A 23,437-nucleotide genomic window follows, 5' to 3' on the forward strand; every position below is an offset into this window, starting at 1 on the left:
ATGGAAAGGTATCTGAACATTATAGCTTTCAATATTCCCTGGCCTGCCAACTACGGGGGAATCATTGATGTATATTATAAGATAAAAGCTCTGCACCAGTGCGGTGTGAAGATCATCTTACACTGTTTCGAATACGAACGTGCCCATTCGCCCGAACTGGAAGCCATCTGCGAAAAGGTATTTTATTACAAGCGACATACAGGGCTACGTACCAATATAACCCTGCTGCCTTATAACGTATACAGCCGCAAGCATCCTGAACTGATCGCCAATCTGTTGAAGAACGATTACCCGATCCTGTTCGAAGGACTCCATTGCTGTTATTACATAAACGATCCGCGACTACACAACCGGAAAAAGATTTACCGGGAAGCAAATATCGAACACGACTATTATTATCACCTGGCACAGGCGGAGAGCCATCCGATCAGGAAAAGCTTCTTCCGGATAGAGGCTTGGCGATTCAAACATTATCAGAAAATACTGAAACATGCCGATCTGATGATTGCCGTTTCAACAACCGATGCTGACTACCTCCGGCACCAGTTCCCCGACAAACCGGTCGAATTCATGCCTTGCTTTCACACCAACAACCAAATTACGGTCAAGCCGGGTTCTTCCGATTTTATCCTCTATCATGGTAAACTATCCGTAATAGAGAATACACAAGCAGCCCTCTTTCTTATCCGGAATGTGTTCAGTAAACTGGACTGCCGTTGCATCATTGCCGGTATGAATCCGCCGGCTTCTTTGTTGAAAACGGCAGCTCCCTATCCGAATATCCATATCGAAGCCAATCCGTCAGAAGAACAGATGAACGACTTGATACACAATGCACAAATACATGCCTTGATTACTTTTCAGGCAACCGGATTGAAACTAAAACTACTGAACAGCCTGTTTGCCGGACGCCATACAGTGGTCAACCGACTGATGATAGCAGGTAGTGGACTGGAATCGCTCTGCCATATCGCCGACACTCCGGACGAAATGGTCTGCATCTGTCGGAAATTGATGCATACCGATATGGCTCCGGAGTCGATCGAGCAGCGCCGCGACTTTCTTTATCCGACTTATTCCAATCAATATCAAGGCGAACACCTCTTACATTTGATCTATGAAGTATGATATCCGACAAGCAGCACAAGCGTTGATTAGCCAACTAAAGGCTATCGATTACGAACGATTGCCTATCAGTAAATATAACAAACGTTATATTGCCCGGCTGAAACCGGTTTTATCCTATTACATGAAAATCTATGCGGACTGTCTCCTTAAAGGACTGGAATCTATCGGTAGCTCACCGGAGGAGATAACACTTATCGACTATGGTGGCGGAAGCGGCTTCCTGAGTATACTTGCTAAACAAGCCGGAATCGGCCGAGTCATCTACATCGACCTCAATCCGGATTCCGTCAATACGATCCGCATCTTGAAAGAGCTGGTCAATACAGGACCTGACATTATTCTTCATGGAGACTCAGACACCTTAGCAGATTGGTGCTCGGCAAATAAAGTCAAGCCACAATTGCTGATCGCGACCGACCTGATCGAACATGTTTACGACCTGTCGGCTTTTTTCGCCAATTTGGTTGCCATCGACAACAAGATGCAAATGTTGTTTACAACGGCCTCTACACCTTTTAACCCGTATGTGAAAAGAAGGCTGCATCGGCTTATGACCATTTGGGAAAAGGAATATTATGCTTTACGTCTGCATTATATCCAACTGCACTTTCCGGCCCTTTCCCCTGCCGAAGCGAAAGAAGCTGCACGAAAGACGCGCGGACTTACCTTCCCACATATCCACAAGGCTGTCAAGACCGGTTCCTATCCTCTATTGAAAGATGCTTTCAACACCTGCGATCCACGAAACGGGAATTGGACAGAACGCATCTTACCCATCGAAACATATCGCTCGCTGGCAAAACCTTTCGGTTATCAAGTCCGGATAGGAAAAGGTTTCTACAACACGGATCGCTCCAACCCGATCTCCACATTCATTTGCTTAGGTATCAACGGTCTGATCAGGATCAGCGGAAAAGCTGGTTTCCTATTTGCCCCGTTTATAACCCTGCACCTACAGAGCGATAACAAAGGACGATAAGTTACAATAACCAAAGCTATGGGTTACGACGCTTAAAGCTATGCATTAGCCATCGTAAAGCTATGGGTTATGTCTCCTAATCCGCAACAGACCGGAAGAGTAGTTGCACATACTCCTTTTCCCAATCGGCAGGTTTCAGGATTGTTCCATTCCATAAAAGCAGGTCTATATCGATCGGAATCTTCCCTTTCTGCTTACTGTCCGACATGCGTCCCAATCGTTTTTCCATCGCCTTCACAGCCCGCCTCACCTCTTCCAGCGAAGCATTCGTACCGGCAACAGCCACTTGGTTCAAGAATAAGCCGGAATCGGATAAACCTATCGGCTCCGTATAAATCGCTTCAGAGAACCGGATCGATCCGAAATAAGCACGCAACAGACTGGCCGCCGACTTTAGATTCGCCTCGCAATCCGTATTGGACCCCAAACATAATATAACATTGTTCCACATAGTCATATTTTAAAGCCTTTACGGAGACAAAACTAACAAAAAAATACCTACAATACGGTATTGACCATATTACCATTTCATGCTACCTTTGCGCAAGATTTTAAAAAGATGAGACTATCAGAACTTCGTACAGGCGAAAAAGGGGTTATAGTAAAGGTAATGGGACGCGGAGCATTCCGCAAGCGCATTATCGAAATGGGGTTTATCAGAGGAAAAGAGGTTGATGTCATCCAGAACGCACCGCTTAAAGATCCTATACACTACCGTGTAATGGGTTACGACGTTTCATTAAGACGAAACGATGCGCAAATGATAGAAGTCGTCAGTGTGGCTGAATTCATAGAAGCCAGTACCGGAAAACAGGAAAACCGCCCGGTGGATTCTTATATCCAAACATCTGGCAAGAGTTTACAGGCTATGGCCATGCACAAAGGTAAAACCATCAATGTCGCATTAGTCGGAAATCCCAATTGCGGTAAAACATCTTTATTCAATTTCGCATCCGGTGCACACGAGCATGTCGGTAACTACAGCGGCGTGACAGTCGACGCCAAAGCCGGGACATTCCATCAGAATGGCTATACCTTCAAAATCGTAGACTTGCCGGGGACCTATTCCCTATCGGCTTACACCCCTGAAGAACTCTATGTTCGCAAGCATCTGAATGAAGAACAGCCAGACATCGTAATCAATGTAGTCGATGCATCCAACTTGGAACGCAATCTGTATCTGACCTGCCAACTGATCGATATGGACGTACGTATGGTTATCGCCCTCAACATGTACGACGAACTGGAACGACACGGAAATAAGTTCGACCATAACTCTCTCTCAAGGATGATCGGTACGCCGATTGTTCCGACCATCAGTAAGACCGGCTTCGGTATCGAAGAACTTTTCAACCGCGTCATAAAGGTCTACGAAGAAGAAGATCCCGTACTCCGCCATATCCATATCAATTATGGTGATGTATTGGAAAAGGCCATTTATCCAGTAAGGCATGCTTTGAAACTGAACGGAAATGTATCCAAAAGCCTTTCCAAGCGCTACCTTGCCATCAAGTTGCTAGAAGGCGATCCGGAAGTGGAATCATTCGTCAAGTCAATGCCTGGTTCCGAAACAGTCATCCACGAACGCGACCGCAATGTCGCTCAAATCGAAACCCTTCTGAAAGAAGATTGTGAGACAGCCTTCACCAATGCCCGCTACGGTTTTATTTCCGGTGCACTGCGTGAGACCTACGAGCAAAACAAAATAAAAGAAGCGACAAGCACCCAGATCATCGATCTGTTCGTAACCCATAAAGTGTTGGGGTTCCCGATCTTCATCCTTTTCATGTGGATCATGTTCGAAGCCACTTTCCGCTTGGGAGAATACCCGATGGAATGGATCGAATCGTTTGTTGGCTGGATCGGAGAGTTCGTACGTGGAAACATGAGCGAAGGCCCGTTGAAGGATTTACTGGTCGATGGCATTATAGGAGGCGTGGGAGGCGTTATCGTATTCCTGCCCAACATATTGATACTGTATGCCTTCATTTCTTTTATGGAAGATTCCGGCTACATGGCGCGCGCCGCTTTCATCATGGACAAGATCATGCATAAGATGGGGCTACACGGCAAATCGTTTATCCCGCTTGTGATGGGCTTCGGTTGCAACGTGCCGGCTATCATGGCATCTCGTACGATCGAAAGCCGTAACAGCCGGATGATCACCATGCTGGTAAACCCGTTAATGAGCTGTAGTGCCCGCCTTCCGGTGTATGTCCTGCTGACAGGTGCTTTCTTCCCCCAGACGGCCGGAACGGTCATGCTGATCCTCTATGCTTCGGGTATTCTGCTTGCTGTCTTAATGGCACGTCTGTTCAAGCGCTTCCTTTTTAAGGACGAAGATGTACCTTTCGTGATGGAACTTCCTCCTTACCGCATGCCGACAGGTAAATCAATTATGATTCATATGTGGGAAAAAGCCAAACAATATCTGCACAAGATGGGGGGGATCATCTTGATCGCTTCTATCATCATCTGGTTCTTGGGATATTTTCCTCGTCATTCGGAAAACGGAGATGTTTTTGAGAAGCAGATTGCCGAAGTGGAACAGTCCGACACGAACCCGGAAGACAAAGCGGAAACCATCGCTGAACTAGAACGCCTGAAATCGATGGACCATCAGCAGAAATCCTACATCGGCCGTATCGGCCAAGCCATACAACCGATACTCCATCCACTGGGTTTCGACTGGAAGATGAGTGTCAGCCTATTGACCGGTATGGCCGCCAAAGAAGTCGTCGTCAGCACACTGAGTGTCTTATATACAGGAGAGTCGGATGATAGCCAGGTCTTGACCGAACGATTAAAACAGGATAAAAATGCCGAGGGAGAATTGGTCTTTACACCTTTGGTCGCACTGAGTTTCATGCTCTTTGTCCTGATCTATTTCCCTTGTATCGCTACAATATCGGCCATTGTCCACGAATCCGGCTCCTGGAAATGGGGTATATTTGTAATTGTTTATACTTGCGTACTTGCGTGGTTCGTCTCATGCGTAGTCTATCAGACAGGGCACTTCTTTATGAACCTGTTTAATTAATACACCTTCTTTATGTGGCAGGAAATAGCAGTTTTCATCATCGGCCTTATCGTTATTTTCTATATCGGAAAGAAAATATATAAGTTCTTTACACATCCCACCGGAACAGACAATCCTTGTCAAGGATGTCCGGGATGTGCATTAAAGAACAAAATCCGAAACAACTGTATCTGACTTCTCTACCCAAAAACAAGAGATTCGAGGAAGTATATTATTTTGCTATTTTATACAGATAAAGTAGTACTCAAAGATTTACACTATCTTTGCAACCGACTAAACAATAGAAAAATGCATAAGAAAATTTATTTATCAGTTATTTTAGGAATTCTGTTCTTTGTCTCGTGTAAAGACAAAAAACAATATTACGAAGAAAGTGGTACCGTGTTTCATACCCTATATACGATCAAATATGAAGCGCCCCATATTTTAACGGATAAAATCGATGCCGAGTTGCAAAAGTTCAACCTGTCCTTGAATCCCTTCAACCCAAATTCGATCATCGCAAAAGTGAATAATAACGAAGCGGTGGAAGTAGACGAATGGTTCACGGAGGTATTTAACAAGTCGATGGAAGTTTCCCGCAATTCAGATGGTGTTTTCGATATCACCTGTGCCCCTCTGGTTAATCTTTGGGGGTTCGGTTTCAATAAAAAGGACAGTGTGACACCTGCTATGATCGACAGCCTCAAAACTTTTGTAGGCTACCGAAAAGTACATCTGGAAGGCAAAAAGGTCGTGAAAGACGATCCCCGTCTGCTATTGAACTGCTCCGCCATAGCCAAAGGATATTCCTGTGACGTGATCGCCCGCCTGCTTGAAAAAGAAGGAGTGGAAAACTATATGATTTTGATTGGAGGCGAAGTGGTAGTAAAGGGTGTCAATCAGAATGGCGTATGCTGGCGTACCGGTATCAATCTCCCGGAAGACGATCCGGACGGCATCAAAAATAATTATGACGAAATCGTCCAACTATGTAAAAAAGGCGCGATTGCCACTTCAGGCAATTATCGCAACTTTTATATCAAAGACGGTAAAAAATATGCCCATACAATCGATCCACGTACCGGTTATCCAGCCGAACAAAGCGTGTTGAGCGCAACAATCGTTGCTAATGACTGTATGACTGCCGATGCTTACGCCACTGCATTTATGGCAATGGGCTTGGAAAAAGCCCGGCAAATGGCAGATTCCTTACCTGAGATCGAATACTATGTGATATACGCTGACGAAAATGGGAAGCATCAGATTGAATACTCAAAAGGGATGCTTCAGTATCTGCCTAAACGGAAACAATGATAAGTTCGGATAATTCCTGATTGATTAAATATGACAAGAAACGTCCTGAACCAGTTTGAATGTAAAATAGGAAAAGCGGGCGAAATTTTATGTAATACGGATGACACCGGCAATGTCTTATTGTTTGTCTCTTCCGGAAAACTGGTCATCTATAATCAAAACCAGACGCCGGTTGCCGATGTGGACGAAGGACATTTTGTATTACTGCCTGCCGAAAAATCATTTATTGCGATAGCCATCACATCGACACGACTCATACTCATGCATGCCGGTCCGCTTTCCGAAATGATAACAGACGATCCGGAATGGAATCCGGATCGTCCTGTCATACTCCCTATCTGTCCATCTTTAGCTAAAACCCTATACATAATCGAATATTATCAAAATGAAAAGCGAAGCGAACTGAACTAACGAAGCATAGCTTTTATCAACTCGTTATTTTCCTGATGCAAACTGAAACGTACCTTGTGATCGTCGCCATACTGCCAATCCATTATCGGAACATTGTTTACTAGCACTTCCGACGGGCGCTGCGGAGCGTCGATCTCCAATTCGTATGTCCGTGCTTTGCACATGCCGTTATACGATCCTTCCACTGGGAAAACAGTAAACTCTACTATCCGCTCGCTCTGCTTACATTCAAAACGGGTTGTAGCAATCGCTCCATTTTCATAATCATATGTTTTACCATCATCTTCATACATCGTATAGGAAGAGACATCTTTGGGAAATACTTTCACCATCAAAGTATCCAACGGTTCCTCCCCAATGAATTGCATATCTTTTTGGAACGGTATGATCGCCCCTTCACGTACGAACAGCAACCCTGCACGGTTATCAGGTATTGCATGCTTGATTTCCCTACCGCCAGCCAATTTTTCACCTGTCCAAAAGTCAAACCAGTTCCCTTTCGGCAAGTAGATCGAATCACTGAAGATACCGACCAGAAAACTTTGGCCAAACATATACTGATAGACCATATCATCCGTCTTACGGTCATCAGGAAACATCAAAGGCATGGAGCGTACAACCGGCATACCGGTCTGTGCCCCTTCCAATGCTGCCGAATAAATATAGGGCATCAACGCATAACGCAACTTCACATAATCCCGGTACATTTTCTTTTCTTTCTCTGGGAAATAGAATGGTTGATGCAACGAATACCAACTATTGATCTGCACCCATGGCAAGAAGAGGCCGAAATGAAGACTCTGCAGTTCCTCGTCCTTATTGACATTCATCACGTCGCAAGAAGTATTGAGAAAACCGCTCATACCCAAGTTCAACTGGTCGAACAGAGCCGTACGCCCTCCCCCATTATCACCGCTGGTGGAAGCGCTCCAATGCTGCGTTCCCGACCACCCGGCAGTATAATGATGCCAAGAACGGAGTCCAGTGTGTTCACGCATCATCTTATACATCTGCTTCGGCAAAAGAATCTGGTTCAAGTTATGCATCTCTTTATCGGTGTGTCCGTTATAATACTTGAAATTCGGATGTTCGTCTATCGTACGTGCCGGGTCCATCTTGAAACCGTCTACACCATTATCCACAAAGTTCTTCAAATGATCCATCCAGTGCTCCTGCCCGGAAAGAGGCTTCCCCATCGCCTTCGCCAACGCATCCTCCTCCGGAACGCTCAGATCATACTCGATACAGAGCCAAAGCCCCATGTGATACCCCATCCCATGCAGACGGCCGATAAGCAGCCGATGGTTTTCTTTCTTCGGATAGCGAGTAGAATCCCAATAAGCTTCAGCCGAAAACTTCTGATAGTTCCATTTCTTTTTAGTCGAAAAATCATAACGTTTCTCCATCCATTGCGGTTCGAGCCAGAATAAGTCGCAAGGGACACCCATCTCACGGAAACGTACAGCATCATTCAAAATATCGAATTGGTCTTCCAGCATATTTGGACCGAAACACAATCCGTATGCATATTTCGGCAACAAGTAAGGTCGACCGGTAATAGCCGTATAATAGTTGATCACATCGGGCATCGAATTACCGAACATCAAATAGAAATCCACCTCGTCCGTCGTATTATAGATTGAGAAAACATCCGACTGGTAGTTGCCGATATCAAAGAAATTTTTCCGTGTCGTGTTGTTGAAAATACCCCAATTTTCGGAACTGATCATAAAAGGCATCGGAATCTCGGTATGCTGGTAAGTAGTCCACATACGCAACAGTTCGCCCCGATGTTGAATATGGTCGCGACTGGTACTGCCACCACCATAGAACCGTTCGCCGTCTTTCAGCGAGATCGAAAGGATACTGGTGTTCTTGTAATCGCCGGTTTCCGCCTGGTCTTTCATGTTTCCCGGATTTTTGTCGTCACCGATGATCGTTCTATTGTTGGGGACTTTCATGTCCTTGTATTTGGCATTGATCACTTCTCCCAGCTCAATGCACAACGGATCGGCAGAAGTAAGAAAGACTACTTTCTCGATAATCACCCGCCCTTTCCGGTCAGAAACAGATATAGCACCGGTCTTTTTATCAACTTTCAGTCGATAAGCGCCGGTCGATACTTCAAACTGCTGTTTATTGTCTTTCGGGGAAACCGGAACCGGGTCCCAATCCGTCTTAATAATTCCGTAACGTTGCATCAACGACTCAGAAAAGGTTGAACGAGGAGTAACCCGAATCCGGAATATCCCATCCGTACAAACTTCCACATTCATGTTCAGCCCATTCTGTAAACAAACATCGAATGACTGTTTCTCCCCTGCAGCAAAAGCGGATTGCAGGAAAAACAGACATACAAGCAAATAATAGATCTTTTTCATGATATTTAAAAGTTAATACCACAAAAATACAGACTTCCTATTCGCCTTACCTTCAATAAATCATCTTAAAACATAGAATTTTGTCCAATCTTCAGAACTTCTTCAACTCTTGATAAAGCAGCCTGACCGGTAACCCCATCACGTTATAAAAACTGCCATTGATGGCTTCGACTGCCACGTACCCGATCCATTCCTGTATGCCATAGCTACCGGCTTTATCAAACGGACGATATTTATCGACATAGTAGACGATCTCGTCATCATCCAGCCTGGCAAAGCAGACGGTCGATGAAGCGGAAAAAGAAACCGTTTTTTCTTTTGTCGTAATACAAACACCGGTAATCACCTCATGTACATGCCCGGACAGTTTCCGAAGCATGGCGATAGCATCTTCGCGATCTTTCGGTTTTCCTAAAATTTCACTGAAAGTCCACACAATCGTATCGGCAGTGATCAACAATTCGTCTGCCGACATGGAAGAGATGTAGGCTTCCGCCTTTTTCCTAGCGATATAGACCGGAACCTCGTCCGACCGCAACGTTTTGGGAAAGGATTCGTCTATATCCGGGATCGTCTGTACTTCAAAGTCAATATCCAATCCCGCCAGCAATTCGCGTCTCCGGGGAGAATTGGAACCTAATACGATTTTATATTGACTCAAGTTAGGGAGTATGCTTTTCATTATCCTATTTTATCAGTTTAGTTCTACCAGCCGAAAGCCTCGTCACCCATCCAGTGGCCTTGAGCTCTCATGACTTGTTCGATTACATCGCGGGCAACGCCAGCCCCCCCATTCTTGTGGGAGATATATTTGGCGATACGCTTGATCTCAGGAGCCGCATCAGCGGGTGCTACCGGCAGGCCGACCATTGTCATCACTTCGTAGTCAGGAATATCGTCCCCGGCATACATAACCTCTTCAGGCTGCAGACCAGTCTTTTCCAGAAAATCCCGGTAATCGTGGACTTTTACTGCACTCTTCATATATATATGAGTAATGCCGAGACGCGAAAAGCGGATCTGTACCGCTTCCGTATAGCCTCCGGTAATGATGGCTACGTGATAGCCTTTCTTGACAGCGAGCTGCAAGGCATAGCCATCTTTTATATTAACGGTACGCATAGGGTCGCCATTCGGATGCAACGGGATTACATCACAGGACAAAACACCGTCTACATCAAAGACAAAAGCCTTTATCTTACTCAGATCATAATTGATACTACTCATGTTGTGCCTCCTTATGTATGCTTTGACTGATCAGCCGGTAGATCGACCGCATATCGGAATCCCCCAACATAGCCAAATGTTTATTAATCACATTCTCATCATATCGGATAGCCGGACCAGTCTGTGCCACCCTCGGCGGCATCGTATGTATCTTGGCTGCCGTCTCGTCGATAAGTGGCAACAAGACATCAGCCGGTATATCCTGTTCTTCTAATAATTTAACAGCCAACGCATAAATATGGTTGGTAAAATTACAGGCAAAAACAGCTGCCAGGTGTAAACTTTTACGTTTGTCGGACGACAGGAAATGGATATTTCCCGAAAGTTTCTCCGCCAAATGTTGCAATTTGCCAGCATTTTCAGACGTATTAGCTTCAAGAAAAAAAGGGATCACGTTGAAATCTACCTCCCGTGTTTTACTAAACGTCTGCATCGGATACAGGACTCCATAATTGGCCGTATGGCCGTTGAAAACATCCATCGGCATACTGCCTGCCGTATGCACCCACAAGCCCTCATTCGGCCTGACACGAGCAATCACATCCGCCAAAACCGTATCTTTTAAAGAAAAGACATACAGGTCAGCATCCGTATCGACAGTTTCGGGATCAGTTGTCCAGGGACAGCCCAACAGAGCAGCCAGCTGCTGTGCATTTTCCGGCGTATGGCTATACACCTGCCCGATCTGCATCCCTTTGCGATGCATTTCGAGCGACAAGCGCGTCGCCAAGTTGCCAGAGCCTAAAAAAATGATTTTCATACTTTCCCCTGTTCGTTTTCAATTGGCATACGGAAAGTTCCGAGATGTATCTTTTCCCATTGCAGATGCGATTCGTCAAACGGCTTACGTTCCTGATCCTTATATCCGATACCGATGATGGACAAAACGTCCAGTTGGTAAGGTACATCGAGAAGTCCTCGCACATACTGCGCGGCGTCCGTATCGTCTTCCATCTGCCGGTTGCGTATTTGGCACCAACAACTGCCCAGTCCCAAATCTTCAGCCTGCAATTGCATATAGATGGAAGCAATCGAAGCATCTTCTACCCAAACATCGCTTTCCATTACATTCGCCAGTACAACAACAGCCAACGCGCAATCTTTCAGGAACGCAGCACCTGCCGGTTTGCATACTGACAACTTGGCCAACATTTCCTTATCCTCCACGACAACAAACTGCCAGGGATTTTTCCGTTTGGAAGCCGGTGCCATCAAAGCGGCTTTCAATATCATTTCCACCTGCTCCGGATTCAGTAACTGATCCGTGAATTTACGGGTACTTTTTCTGCTCTTTATTAATGTTGCGAAACTTTCCATTTATATTTTACTTTATTGATTGCGAAAGAGAAAACAAAGATAATGAGATTTTCGGTACAAAAAAAGCCCCTTTTCCTCTGATTGATCAAAGGAAAAGGGGCTTTCAGAAATAAGCCGGCTTTATTCCCAGCCTCCTCCTAACGCCTTGTAAAGATAGACCGTTGACAGCAGTTCGTCAAGCATCGCCTTGTTCAGACTGAGTTGGGCGTCAAGCAAACCACGCTGGGCATCAAGAACGTCCATATAGCTAGTGACACCGTTGATGTACTGCAATTGTGCCAGCTGAAGGTAAGTATCAGCAGCATTGAGCAATTTCTCGTATGACATGCGAACCTCCTTTGCCTTGCGGATCGTGACAATTGCATTGTTGACTTCCTTAAAAACACTGAGCACGCTCTTCTGGTAATTATATACTTCCTGCTCATAGCGAGCACGGGCCGCCTTCAGCTTCGCTTTGTTCTTACCCATAGCAAACAACGGTTGTAGCAAATCGCCAGCAAGGAACCAAGCAGGACTCTTAATGAAATTCGTCAGTTCTTCGTTTTCAAAACCCAAATTACCAGTCAAGCTGATCTTTGGAAAAAGATCGGTTTGAGCCACTCCTACCCCAGCATTCGCTTCACGCAGTTTCTGCTCGGCTTGCCGCATGTCCGGACGCCGTTCTAGCAAGGAAGAAGGCAAACCGACCGGCAATGTCTCCAGCAAATGCTGTTCACGTAAAGGCAATCCACGCGGGATATCCCCCGAATACTGTCCAAGCAGGAAAGCAAGGTCATTCTCCTTTATTTTAATCTTCTGTTCAAGTGAAGGAAGCAAGGTCTCCGTACGTGCCAGTTCCACCTGTGCCTGGCTATAGGACGTCTCGGAAGTCAGACCACCTTCGAAGCGCAGTTTGGCTAAGCGGACGCCTTCGCGACGGGCAGCCAATGTATGGCGTACGATATCTTGTTCCTGATCGAGTGCACAAAGTTCATAATAAGCAGCAGCCACTTCCGCTACCAATGTCATCTGCAAGGCGTGACGTGCTTCCACCGATTGCAGATAGGCAGCAATTCCCGCTTCGTTTGCCCAACGAAGATTCCCCCACAGGTCCAATTCCCACGAGAGAGCCAGTTTGGCTCCGTATTCAGAATCAGGTTTTGGGTTATCACCTCCGTAATTCAAGCGTTCTTTCTGTCCATAAATCCGGGCTCCTATTTCCGGGAACTGATCGGCAAAGGTGATCCGTTTCGAAGCGATCATCTCCTTAACCTTCGCAACAGCGATCTTCATGTCTTTATTATTATCGAGAGCGATGGTAATCAGACGTTGCAAAGTCGTATCGACATACAGGCTCTGCCAAGAGATGCTGTCTATCGAAGCTGTATCCGCTCCTGCCACAATCTCTTCCGGAAGATCCAGTTCCGGACGAGCGTACTTCTTGCCGATCTTGCAGGAAGGAAGAGCCAACGCAAGGGACAGGACTATGAATATATAGATATTTCGTTTCATTGTAATTATTTGCTTATTGTTCGATGAAGAATACGTTCCATTCTGACTTTACCTTTTATCTTGTAAATCAAGACAAAGAAGAAAGGAACCAAAACGATCCCGACTGTGATAGCAACTAGCATCCCGAAAAACACACCGGTACCGATACTGTGGCGTGAAGCAGAACCCGGTCCGCTTGCCAATACCATCGGAAGCATACCCAGAACAAATGCCAATGAGGTCATCAGGATCGGACGAAAACGCATTCGGGCGGCATGAAGGGCAGCCTTGACAACCTCAACTCCGGAATCGACCTGTATTTTGGCAAACTCGACGATCAAGATCGCATTCTTTGCTGCCAAACCAATCAACGTCACCAAGCCGATCTGGAAATAAATGTCGTTGTGCAGGCCCGTCACCCATATTCCAAGGTAAGCTCCCAATGCTGCAACCGGCAATGAAAGCAGTACTGCGATCGGTACGATCCAGCTTTCATATTGGGCAGCTAGAAAAAGGAAGACGAAAAGAAATACCAGCGCCAACACGAATCCAGTCTGTCCACCGGCCTTTTTTTCCTGATAAGAAAGTCCGCTCCATTCCAGCCCGATATTCTCAGGCAGATGCTCGCGGGCAATCCGCTGCATGGCGGCCATTGCTTCGCCAGAACTATATCCAGGAGCGGCAACAGCACTAATAGCAGCAGTCGTAAACATATTAAAACGTTTGATCGTTCCCGGTCCTGTTGTATAGCTGGTCGTTCCTAAGGCTGTTAATGGAACCATCGAACCGTTCTGTGCACGGACAAAAAACAGGCCAAGATTATCACGCGTTGCACGATATGGTGCCTCCGCCTGAATATATACCTTATATATACGGTTGAACATGTTGAAATCGTTCACGTAGACGGAACCTAAATAAGCTTTCATAGTTGAGAAGATATCCGTCAACGGGATACCGAGAAACTTCGCGCGGTCGCGGTCTACATTGAAGTAGAGCTGCGGAATCTCCGACTGCAAGGCTGAGGACACACCTGTCAGTTCCGGCGCTTGTGATGCATAGAGCATAAAAGTGTCGGTAGCCGCCACTAAGTTTTCCCAACTGGCATCACCACGGGCCTCAAGTTGCATTTCCAAACCTCCGCTCTCTCCTAATCCTGGAATCACAGGAGGACGGTTCAGATAGGCCAATATCTCCGGATAATATAAGAACTCTTTACGGCATTGTTCCATTACATCTTCCACTCCCATGTTGGAAGATTTGCGTTCCTCCCAAGGCTTCAGAATAACGGTCAGGGTAGAACGGCTCTGCGAAGTTCCGACACGTGCGCTGCTACCGGTCACATTTTGCACATATGCGACAGCCGGCAGACTTTCAATGAAAGCGATGGCTCGATCTGTAATTTTACGCGTACGTTCCAAAGTCGCCCCTTCGGGCATCACCAGTTCGACAGTAAAGAACCCTTGGTCTTCTTCAGGAATAAAGCTGGTCGGGATTACCCGATTCAGCACAAAGATGAACACGATTACCATTCCGAAACCGGCCAGGATGCGCCTTGGATTCCGAATCGCTTTTTCCAGTAAATGGCCGTATTTATTATTTCCTTTGGCCAACCAAATATTGATTTTACGGAAAACAATATTTTTTTTCTTCCTGTTCGGACGTAGAATAATCGCACACATGGCAGGGCTCAACGTCAATGCCACGACTGTGGATAACAGTACGGAAACTACGATCGTAATGGAGAACTGACGGTACAAAGCTCCAGTAATTCCGCTCAAAAAGCTAACAGGAACAAACACGGCCGCCAACACCATAGAGGTAGCGATTAAGGCTCCCGACAATTCGTGCATGGCTTTATGAGTAGCCTCGCGTGCCGTCAGATGCTCTTCATGCATCAAACGTTCCACGTTTTCCACCACAACAATAGCATCATCCACTACAATACCGATTGCTAGAATCAAACCTAACAAAGTCAACATATTGAGTGAGAACCCCATGATCAGCATAAAACCGAATGTTCCGATCAAAGAGATAGGAACAGCAATTGTCGGGATCAAGGCCGCACGCCAGTTCTGCAAAGATAGGAATACCACCAATACGACCAAGAACAGAGCTTCAAATAAGGTTTTATATACCTCGTGGATAGACTGCGATATATATTCGGTTGCATCGAAAGGAAACTTATATTCCAACCCTTCTGGAAAATTCTGGCTGATTTCTTTCATCGCCTCCTTTACATTCGTAGCTACTTCCAGTGCATTGGCTCCCGGCAACATATAGATAGCAAGTATAGCCGCATTTTTTCCATTCAGTCCACTTTCCGTCGAATAAGAAGAGGCTTCAAGTGAAACTCTTGCCACATCACGAATACGGACAATAGAGCCGTCTGGGTTGGCACGGACTACAATATCTTCGAACTCCTTTACCGTAGACAAACGTCCTCTGGCAGTAACAGGCAAAGTGATATCGACATCCAATACTGGTTGTTTTCCCAACTCACCGGCTGCAGACTCGCTATTTTGCTCTTTCAGGGCATTTTGCAAGTCCTTTACTGTCAACCCCATATTCGCCAAACGATCCGGATAAACCCAGATTTGCATACCGTAATAACGGCTACCGACATTCGAAACACGGCCTACACCGGGAATACGACGCAATACATCCAACACGTTAATAGTCGCAAAATTACTCAAATAGATTTCGTCAAAACGAGGATCATCCGAAAGTAGACTCAATGTCATCAACTGACTGGCTGATTGTTTTTCTACCGTGATACCGTTCTGCACAACGTCTGCTGGCAAACGAGACTCCGCCAGTTTCACACGGTTCTGGATCTCTACTGCCGAAAGGTCTGGATTCGCATTCACATCGAATGTTACAGTGATAGTCAGACCTCCCGAATTAGAGCTACTGCTTTGCATATAGATCATACCCGGCGTACCGTTCAACTCCTGTTCGATAGGAGTCGCAACAGCCTGCGATACCGTCATGGCACTTGCACCTGGGTACGAGGCGCTAATTTTAACAACCGGTGGAGTGATCTGCGGATACTGGTCCACCGGCAACATCACCAACCCGATAATCCCGACAATAACAATTACCAAAGAAAGCACTGTCGAGAAAACGGGGCGATCTATAAAAAATCCCGGTTTCATTCCTCTTCCTCCTCTGCCCTTAATGCTTCAATCGCTTTATCGTCACCCGCCTGTATCGGCTGTACCAACATTCCGGGAACTAACTTATGATAGCCTTCTATTACGACTTGTTCATTTTCACCCAATCCACGTTCTATAACAATGTTATTTCCGATTTCCGGCCCAGTCTGCACAAAACGCTTTTCTGCTACATTATCCCGGCGGACTACATAAATGAAAGCTCCTCCTTTCTCTATGGAAATAGCCTTACGGGGAACAACAATCGCACGTTCACGGACATCCAACAAGAGTTTCACTTTTGTGAACTGCCCCGGGAGAAGTTTCTGGTTCGGATTGGAAAGTTCAGCACGCACCCCGAATGTTCCAGTCTGCGGATCAACAATCGGATCGGCAAAATCCACTATCCCTTTAACAGGATATTCGGAATCATCGGCTAAGGTAACTGTTACGGTCGGTTGCCAGGAGCGGGATGTGTCCTGCTCTCCGAATTTAATATTACGACGTTCGGCACGCAGATAATCTAATGCAGTCATTTTAAAGTCTACTAAAACAGTATCACTCTTTACTACAGCTGCCAATTTAGAGTTTACACCAGGACCGACCAAGGCGCCAACATCCACAAAACGTTCGCTGATATATCCGGCCAGCGGAGAGGTTACAGTCGTATAACTCAATTCAAGTTGGGCCTGATCCAGATCGGCTTTACTCATGGCAATATCCGCCTCTGCATCTCCTAACGATGCTAATGCATTGTCCAAATCCAATTGGCTGGCAGCATGCTGCTCGTACAAAGGCTGCAAACGTTCTACATCGCGTTTAGCTTTTGCAGCTTGTGCTTCGTTCTTTTTCAGCTGTGCTTTAGCTTTCTCTACCTTTGCCTTATAAAGAGCCGAATTAATAATGAAAAGAGGTTCATTCTGCTTAACTTCCTTTCCTTCCACAAACAACATCTTTTCCAGATAACCCTCAACGCGGGCATGTATCTCCACGAACCGAGCTGCCCGAATGCGTCCGACATATTCACCAAAGATCTGTACATCTTCCTTTGCCGGTTTATCAACAATCACGAGAGGCTTCAAAGGTTCATCCTTATGTCGGCATCCTGTTGCTAACACTATTAAGGCTAAAAACACAGCCCCTTTAACCAATCTTTCTCCTACCATCTTCTAATATCTATAATTGACATTTAAACTTGCTATATATATCTATCTCTAAATTAAGACATGAAATAATCGTACCACTGTTTCAATCAAGATGCTAAAAAACATTATACAGCTTATTTATAAGATAATACCTTCTATACAAAATAGCTTGTTACCTAAATCACAATCCATATATGTAGAATTATTCCACATTCTTCCTAAAAAAATCCCCAATTATGACACCAAAACGTTACCCAATACCAAACAGTCCTCCGGAAAGAATCCTTCAACATATAAAACAGAAAAAGGAGTCAGGCTTACGACTGACTCCTCCTCTTAGAGAACTTTCGCTCTCACTCCTAAAAAACGGCGGCTATCTACTCTCCCACTTTTACGCAGTACCATCGACGTGGTTGGGCTTAACTTCTCTGTTCGGAATGGGAAGAGGTGGATCCCCAACGCTATAACCACCTTAATACCTCTTTGTAAGATTTTGACTGGACAACCCCATTACCTGAAGTAACTAATAGAAACATATGGCATCAGCCATCTGCTGATATATCAACCCTTACATGATCGAAAGTCTCGGGCTATTAGTACTACTCGGCTTCGACATTGCTGCCCTTACACCTGTAGCCTATCTACGTCGTAGTCTACAACGACCCTCTAGGGATATCTCATCTTGAGGCTGGCTTCGTACTTAGATGCTTTCAGCACTTATCCAATCCAGACTTAGATACCCGGCGGTGCACCTGGCGGTACAACCGGTAAACCAGTGGTCTGTCCAACACGGTCCTCTCGTACTAGTGTCAGAGCCCCTCAAATATCCTACGCCCACGATAGATAGAGACCGAACTGTCTCACGACGTTCTGAACCCAGCTCGCGTGCCACTTTAATGGGCGAACAGCCCAACCCTTGGGACCTTCTCCAGCCCCAGGATGTGACGAGCCGACATCGAGGTGCCAAACCGCTCCGTCGATATGAGCTCTTGGGAGCGATCAGCCTGTTATCCCCGGAGTACCTTTTATCCTTTGAGCGATGGCCCTTCCATGCGGAACCACCGGATCACTATGCTCTAGTTTCCTACCTGATCGACTTGTCTGTCTCCCAGTCAAGCACCCTTATGCCATTACACTCTACGACCGGTTACCAATCGGTCTGAGGGTACCTTTAGAAGCCTCCGTTACTCTTTTGGAGGCGACCACCCCAGTCAAACTACCCACCATACAGTGTCCCCGCTTCTGCGGGTTAGAACTCAAACAACCAAAGGGCCGTATTTCAACGGCGACTCCACAAATACTGGCGTACCTGCTTCACGGTCTCCGGCCTATCCTACACATCGATTGCCCAAATTCAATGTAAAGCTATAGTAAAGGTTCACGGGGTCTTTTCGTCCCATCGCGGGTAATCGGCATCTTCACCGATACTACAATTTCACCGAGCTCACGGTTGAGACAGTGTCCAGATCATTACACCATTCGTGCAGGTCGGAACTTACCCGACAAGGAATTTCGCTACCTTAGGACCGTTATAGTTACGGCCGCCGTTTACTGGGGCTTCAATTCAAGCCTTCTCTTGCGATGAGCTCTCCTCTTAACCTTCCAGCACCGGGCAGGTGTCAGGCTGTATACTTCATATTTCTATTTCGCACAGCCATGTGTTTTTGTTAAACAGTTGCCTGGACCTATTCTCTGCGCCCTACCTCTCAGTAGGGACCCTTTATCCCGAAGTTACAGGGTCAATTTGCCTAGTTCCTTAACCGTGAATCACTCGAGCGCCTCAGTATTTTCAACCCAACTACGTGTGTCCGTTTACGGTACGGGTACTTTATGAATATGCTTAGCGGATTTTCTTGGGAGCCTGATTACGTCCATTTTGCCTTGTGCAAGCACGCGGCATACTGTCAAGGTCGACTCTCCCTGCGGATTTGCCTACAGGAATCTACATCTACACTCTTCAACCACCTATTCCGTCAGATGGCAGGACTTTCACTTCTCCGTCTCCACATCGCTCCATAAAGTAGTATGGGAATATTAAACCATTCTTCCATCGGTATCGCCGTTCGGCTTAACCTTAGGTCCCGACTTACCCTGATCCGATTAACGTTGATCAGGAAACCTTAGTCTTTCGGCGAGGAGGTTTCTCACCTCCTTTATCGTTACTTATACCTACATTTGCGTTTCCAAAAGCTCCAGCAAAGGTCATCCTTCACCTTCGACGCCGTTGGAATGCTCCCCTACCATGTATTTCTACATCCATAGCTTCGGTAAACAGTTTATGCCCGAGTATTATCCACGCCGGACTCCTCGACTAGTGAGCTGTTACGCACTCTTTAAATGAATGGCTGCTTCCAAGCCAACATCCTAGCTGTCTCTGCAGTCCGACTTCGTTAGTTCAACTTAACTGTTATTTGGGGACCTTAGCTGATGGTCTGGATTCTTCTCCTCTCGGACGCGGACCTTAGCACCCGCGCCCTCACTCCTTATCAATATATAGCACGCATTCGGAGTTTATCTGGACTTGATAGGCGGTGAAGCCCTCGCATCCAATCAGTCGCTCTACCTCATGCTATACTAAATAAAGGCTGCACCTAAATGCATTTCGGGGAGTACGAGCTATCTCCAAGTTTGATTAGCCTTTCACCCCTACCCTCAGTTCATTGGAACACTTTTCAACGTATACCCATTCGGACCTCCAGTTGGTGTTACCCAACCTTCATCCTGACCAAGGGTAGATCACTTGGTTTCGCGTCTACTCACTCCGACTATCACGCCCTATTAAGACTCGCTTTCGCTTCGGCTCCGGGCCTGAAGCCCTTAACCTTGCCGGAGAAAGTAACTCGTAGGTTCATTATGCAAAAGGCACGCCGTCACAACTTACGTTGCTCCGACCGCTTGTAGGCAGACGGTTTCAGGGACTATTTCACTCCTCTGTTCGAGGTGCTTTTCACCTTTCCTTCACAGTACTGGTTCGCTATCGGTCTCTCGGGAGTATTTAGCCTTACGGGATGGGCCCCGCTGATTCACACAGAATTTCTCGTGCTCCGCGCTACTCAGGATTCCACTAGGCTTCGTTAAAGAGTCGTATACTGGGCTTTCACCGTCTACGGCCGTTTGTTCCAAAACGTTCTACTTCCTTAATCTCTTGCCACAACGTGGTCCTACTACCCCGACAATGCCTAAACATCATCGGTTTGGGCTGTTCCGCGTTCGCTCGCCACTACTTGCGGAATCACTTTTGTTTTCTTCTCCTATGGGTACTTAGATGTTTCAGTTCCCCACGTTCGCCTTCCTTACGGAATGACTGGCCTTCTACCAGCCGGGTTGCCCCATTCGGAAATCTTGGGATCAAAGGTTATTTGCACCTACCCCAAGCTTATCGCAGCTTATCACGTCCTTCATCGCCTCCGAGAGCCAAGGCATCCACCGTCTGCCCTTGCTTACTTTCTTTATCACTGACACTGCTTCCTTTTATTGCTAAAATTGAAGCCCGTGTCGGATTGATATATCTTCAGCTTGCTCTATTTTTTTGTTACTTTACTTTTTTGAAGTTGTCCAATACGTCAAAGATCTTTTTTTACCCCTTACGGAGTTTATCGTGGAGAATAACGGATTCGAACCGTTGACCCTCTGCGTGCAAAGCAGATGCTCTAGCCAGCTGAGCTAATCCCCCGTTTTTCAACTGGTAGTCCCAGGCAGAGTTGAACTGCCGACCTCTACATTATCAGTGTAGCGCTCTAACCAACTGAGCTATAGGACTGTCAACCGTTATGTGCCTGAAATTTTCATCTCAGCATCATCTTTCTCTCTATATACTGGTCTTTCCAGTTTAAGATCATATATATATACATATTCAACCGTAGTACCAGAGAGCTACATACCTCATCGGACTTAATCTAGAGATTCCAGCTCCAGAAAGGAGGTGTTCCAGCCGCACCTTCCGGTACGGCTACCTTGTTACGACTTAGCCCCAGTCACCAGTTTTACCCTAGGCCGATCCTTGCGGTTACGGACTTCAGGTACCCCCGGCTCCCATGGCTTGACGGGCGGTGTGTACAAGGCCCGGGAACGTATTCACCGCGCCATGGCTGATGCGCGATTACTAGCGAATCCAGCTTCACGGAGTCGAGTTGCAGACTCCGATCCGAACTGAGACATGGTTTGGAGATTAGCATCCTGTCGCCAGGTAGCTGCCCTTTGTCCATGCCATTGTAACACGTGTGTCGCCCCGGATGTAAGGGCCGTGCTGATTTGACGTCATCCCCACCTTCCTCACAGCTTACGCTGGCAGTCTCACCAGAGTCCTCAGCTTCACCTGTTAGTAACTAGTGATAAGGGTTGCGCTCGTTATGGCACTTAAGCCGACACCTCACGGCACGAGCTGACGACAACCATGCAGCACCTCGTAATCTGCTATTGCTAGAAGGAGTGTTTCCACTCCGGTCAGACTACGTTCAAACCCGGGTAAGGTTCCTCGCGTATCATCGAATTAAACCACATGTTCCTCCGCTTGTGCGGGCCCCCGTCAATTCCTTTGAGTTTCACCGTTGCCGGCGTACTCCCCAGGTGGATTACTTAACGCTTTCGCTGTAGAGCTTACATTGTATCGCAAACTCCTAGTAATCATCGTTTACTGCGTGGACTACCAGGGTATCTAATCCTGTTTGATCCCCACGCTTTCGTGCTTCAGTGTCAGTTATGGTTTAGTAAGCTGCCTTCGCAATCGGAGTTCTGCGTGATATCTATGCATTTCACCGCTACACCACGCATTCCGCCTACCTCAAACACACTCAAGTAACCCAGTTTCAACGGCAATTTTATGGTTGAGCCACAAACTTTCACCGCTGACTTAAATCACCACCTACGCACCCTTTAAACCCAATAAATCCGGATAACGCTCGCATCCTCCGTATTACCGCGGCTGCTGGCACGGAGTTAGCCGATGCTTATTCATAGGGTACATACAAAAAAGGACACGTCCTCCACTTTATTCCCCTATAAAAGAAGTTTACAAACCATAGATCCTTCTTCCTTCACGCGACTTGGCTGGTTCAGCCTCTCGGCCATTGACCAATATTCCTCACTGCTGCCTCCCGTAGGAGTTTGGTCCGTGTCTCAGTACCAATGTGGGGGACCTTCCTCTCAGAACCCCTATCCATCGTCGGTTTGGTGGGCCGTTACCCCGCCAACTGCCTAATGGAACGCATGCCTATCTATCAGCGATGAATCTTTAACAAATATTCCCATGCGGGACCCCTGTTTTATGGGGTATTAATCCGACTTTCGCCGGGCTATCCCCCTCTGATAGGTAAGTTGCATACGCGTTACTCACCCGTGCGCCGGTCGCCATCAATCTGTATTGCTACAAATCATGCTGCCCCTCGACTTGCATGTGTTAAGCCTGTCGCTAGCGTTCATCCTGAGCCAGGATCAAACTCTTCGTTGTTGATTTTGTTTATACCTTTTGCTCAGAATCTCTATCTGTCTATGTAGTCTTGACGGTATGTCAGTATTCCTACTACGTCTCTTGTACTACTTGTTGATATGTAATGCTTTCAAAGAACTTGCGCTATCGTTTCGATTGCGGCTGCAAAGGTAAGAACTTTTTTCTAACTGACAAACTTTTCAAGGAAAATTTTGAAAGTTTTTTTTCAAAGCCCCCGGATGGTCGGATATTCGCTTAGCCTAGCTAACCTCATCCTCGCTATCACTGAAACTACCCCATCATCATGTTAACTGCCGACCTTCTCGCTCGAATGCGGGTGCAAAAGTAATTCTTCTAATACAAACTTCCAAATGGTTTGAAAACTTTTTTATACGTTCTTTATCTGAAATGAGATGTTATTATATGGTACGCATGTGCGAGAATTGATACAGCATTTTTTACAATA

Annotated in this window: 14 protein-coding genes, 2 tRNA genes and 3 rRNA genes; 5 read left to right on the top strand and 14 right to left on the bottom strand. The window is 46.3% G+C overall.

The features are described from left to right. Together NQ542_RS08050 and NQ542_RS08055 are read left to right on the top strand one after the other, a co-directional pair. A complete protein-coding gene (locus tag NQ542_RS08050) occupies positions 1 to 1,128 on the top strand; it encodes a glycosyltransferase (protein WP_005647679.1) in 1,128 nt (375 codons plus the stop codon). After that, the gene (locus NQ542_RS08055; protein WP_005636545.1) at positions 1,118 to 2,107 is read left to right on the top strand and encodes a class I SAM-dependent methyltransferase; all 990 of its coding nucleotides are present in this window, start codon (positions 1,118 to 1,120) and stop codon (positions 2,105 to 2,107) included. The genes NQ542_RS08050 and NQ542_RS08055 overlap by 11 nt, the downstream gene beginning before the upstream one ends. A 76-nt stretch (positions 2,108 to 2,183) precedes the next feature. Here NQ542_RS08055 and NQ542_RS08060 read toward each other — a convergent pair whose 3' ends face one another. Further along, positions 2,184 to 2,558 carry a 2-amino-4-hydroxy-6-hydroxymethyldihydropteridine diphosphokinase gene (locus tag NQ542_RS08060; RefSeq protein ID WP_227945670.1) on the bottom strand — a complete coding sequence of 125 codons (375 nt, stop codon included), beginning with the start codon at positions 2,556 to 2,558 and terminating at the stop codon, positions 2,184 to 2,186. 108 nt (positions 2,559 to 2,666) lie between these two features. Between NQ542_RS08060 and feoB the strand changes: the two genes are divergently transcribed. The 3 genes from feoB to NQ542_RS08075 all read left to right on the top strand — a co-directional run bounded on the left by feoB (position 2,667) and on the right by NQ542_RS08075 (position 6,854). Continuing rightward, positions 2,667 to 5,147 (top strand): ferrous iron transport protein B, encoded by a 2,481-nt coding sequence (feoB, locus tag NQ542_RS08065; RefSeq protein ID WP_005636541.1) that lies wholly within the window; start codon positions 2,667 to 2,669, stop codon positions 5,145 to 5,147. Positions 5,148 to 5,435: 288 nt separating this feature from the next. Then, entirely contained in the window at positions 5,436 to 6,443 is a 1,008-nt protein-coding gene (locus NQ542_RS08070; protein ID WP_005636537.1) for an FAD:protein FMN transferase, read from the top strand. Between the two features lie 30 nt (positions 6,444 to 6,473). Continuing rightward, positions 6,474 to 6,854, top strand: coding sequence for a cyclic nucleotide-binding domain-containing protein (locus tag NQ542_RS08075; protein WP_005636535.1), 381 nt, complete (start codon positions 6,474 to 6,476; stop codon positions 6,852 to 6,854). Here the strand turns inward: NQ542_RS08075 and NQ542_RS08080 are convergent. The 13 genes from NQ542_RS08080 to NQ542_RS08140 form a co-directional block, all read right to left on the bottom strand. Continuing rightward, entirely contained in the window at positions 6,851 to 9,235 is a 2,385-nt protein-coding gene (locus NQ542_RS08080; RefSeq protein ID WP_005636534.1) for a glycoside hydrolase family 31 protein, read from the bottom strand. The genes NQ542_RS08075 and NQ542_RS08080 overlap by 4 nt on opposite strands. 91 nt (positions 9,236 to 9,326) lie before the next feature. Continuing rightward, positions 9,327 to 9,917, bottom strand: a complete 591-nt coding sequence (locus NQ542_RS08085; RefSeq protein WP_005636532.1) for a Maf-like protein — start codon at positions 9,915 to 9,917, stop codon at positions 9,327 to 9,329. 23 nt (positions 9,918 to 9,940) lie between these two features. Further along, entirely contained in the window at positions 9,941 to 10,462 is a 522-nt protein-coding gene (locus NQ542_RS08090) for a KdsC family phosphatase (protein WP_005636531.1), read from the bottom strand. Then, positions 10,455 to 11,222: a Rossmann-like and DUF2520 domain-containing protein gene (locus NQ542_RS08095; RefSeq protein ID WP_005636529.1), complete on the bottom strand. Its 768-nt coding sequence runs from the start codon at positions 11,220 to 11,222 to the stop codon at positions 10,455 to 10,457. Before NQ542_RS08095 ends, NQ542_RS08090 begins: the two co-directional genes overlap by 8 nt. Then, positions 11,219 to 11,779, bottom strand: a complete 561-nt coding sequence (locus NQ542_RS08100) for a nitroreductase family protein (protein WP_005636527.1) — start codon at positions 11,777 to 11,779, stop codon at positions 11,219 to 11,221. The genes NQ542_RS08095 and NQ542_RS08100 overlap by 4 nt, the downstream gene beginning before the upstream one ends. A 120-nt stretch (positions 11,780 to 11,899) precedes the next feature. After that, positions 11,900 to 13,270, bottom strand: a complete 1,371-nt coding sequence (locus tag NQ542_RS08105; protein ID WP_005636523.1) for an efflux transporter outer membrane subunit — start codon at positions 13,268 to 13,270, stop codon at positions 11,900 to 11,902. 5 nt (positions 13,271 to 13,275) lie between these two features. Further along, complete coding sequence (locus tag NQ542_RS08110; protein WP_005636522.1) at positions 13,276 to 16,404, bottom strand: efflux RND transporter permease subunit; 3,129 nt, start codon at positions 16,402 to 16,404, stop codon at positions 13,276 to 13,278. Beyond that, positions 16,401 to 17,567, bottom strand: a complete 1,167-nt coding sequence (locus NQ542_RS08115; protein ID WP_005636520.1) for an efflux RND transporter periplasmic adaptor subunit — start codon at positions 17,565 to 17,567, stop codon at positions 16,401 to 16,403. Before NQ542_RS08115 ends, NQ542_RS08110 begins: the two co-directional genes overlap by 4 nt. 343 nt (positions 17,568 to 17,910) lie before the next feature. Then, positions 17,911 to 18,021: ribosomal RNA gene (gene rrf / locus NQ542_RS08120) — 5S ribosomal RNA — on the bottom strand. A 99-nt stretch (positions 18,022 to 18,120) separates the two neighbouring features. Continuing rightward, positions 18,121 to 20,996: ribosomal RNA gene (locus NQ542_RS08125) — 23S ribosomal RNA — on the bottom strand. A gap of 149 nt (positions 20,997 to 21,145) precedes the next feature. Next, positions 21,146 to 21,219: transfer RNA gene (locus NQ542_RS08130), tRNA-Ala, on the bottom strand. A 10-nt stretch (positions 21,220 to 21,229) separates the two neighbouring features. Further along, a tRNA-Ile gene (locus NQ542_RS08135) sits at positions 21,230 to 21,306 on the bottom strand. Positions 21,307 to 21,461: 155 nt separating this feature from the next. Beyond that, positions 21,462 to 22,992 (bottom strand): 16S ribosomal RNA (locus NQ542_RS08140). The 16S, 23S and 5S rRNA genes sit together here with 2 tRNA genes alongside, the layout of an rRNA operon. Between the last annotated feature and the right edge of the window lie 445 nt (positions 22,993 to 23,437).

The organism is Parabacteroides merdae ATCC 43184 (assembly GCF_025151215.1).
Taxonomy (GTDB): domain Bacteria; phylum Bacteroidota; class Bacteroidia; order Bacteroidales; family Tannerellaceae; genus Parabacteroides; species Parabacteroides merdae.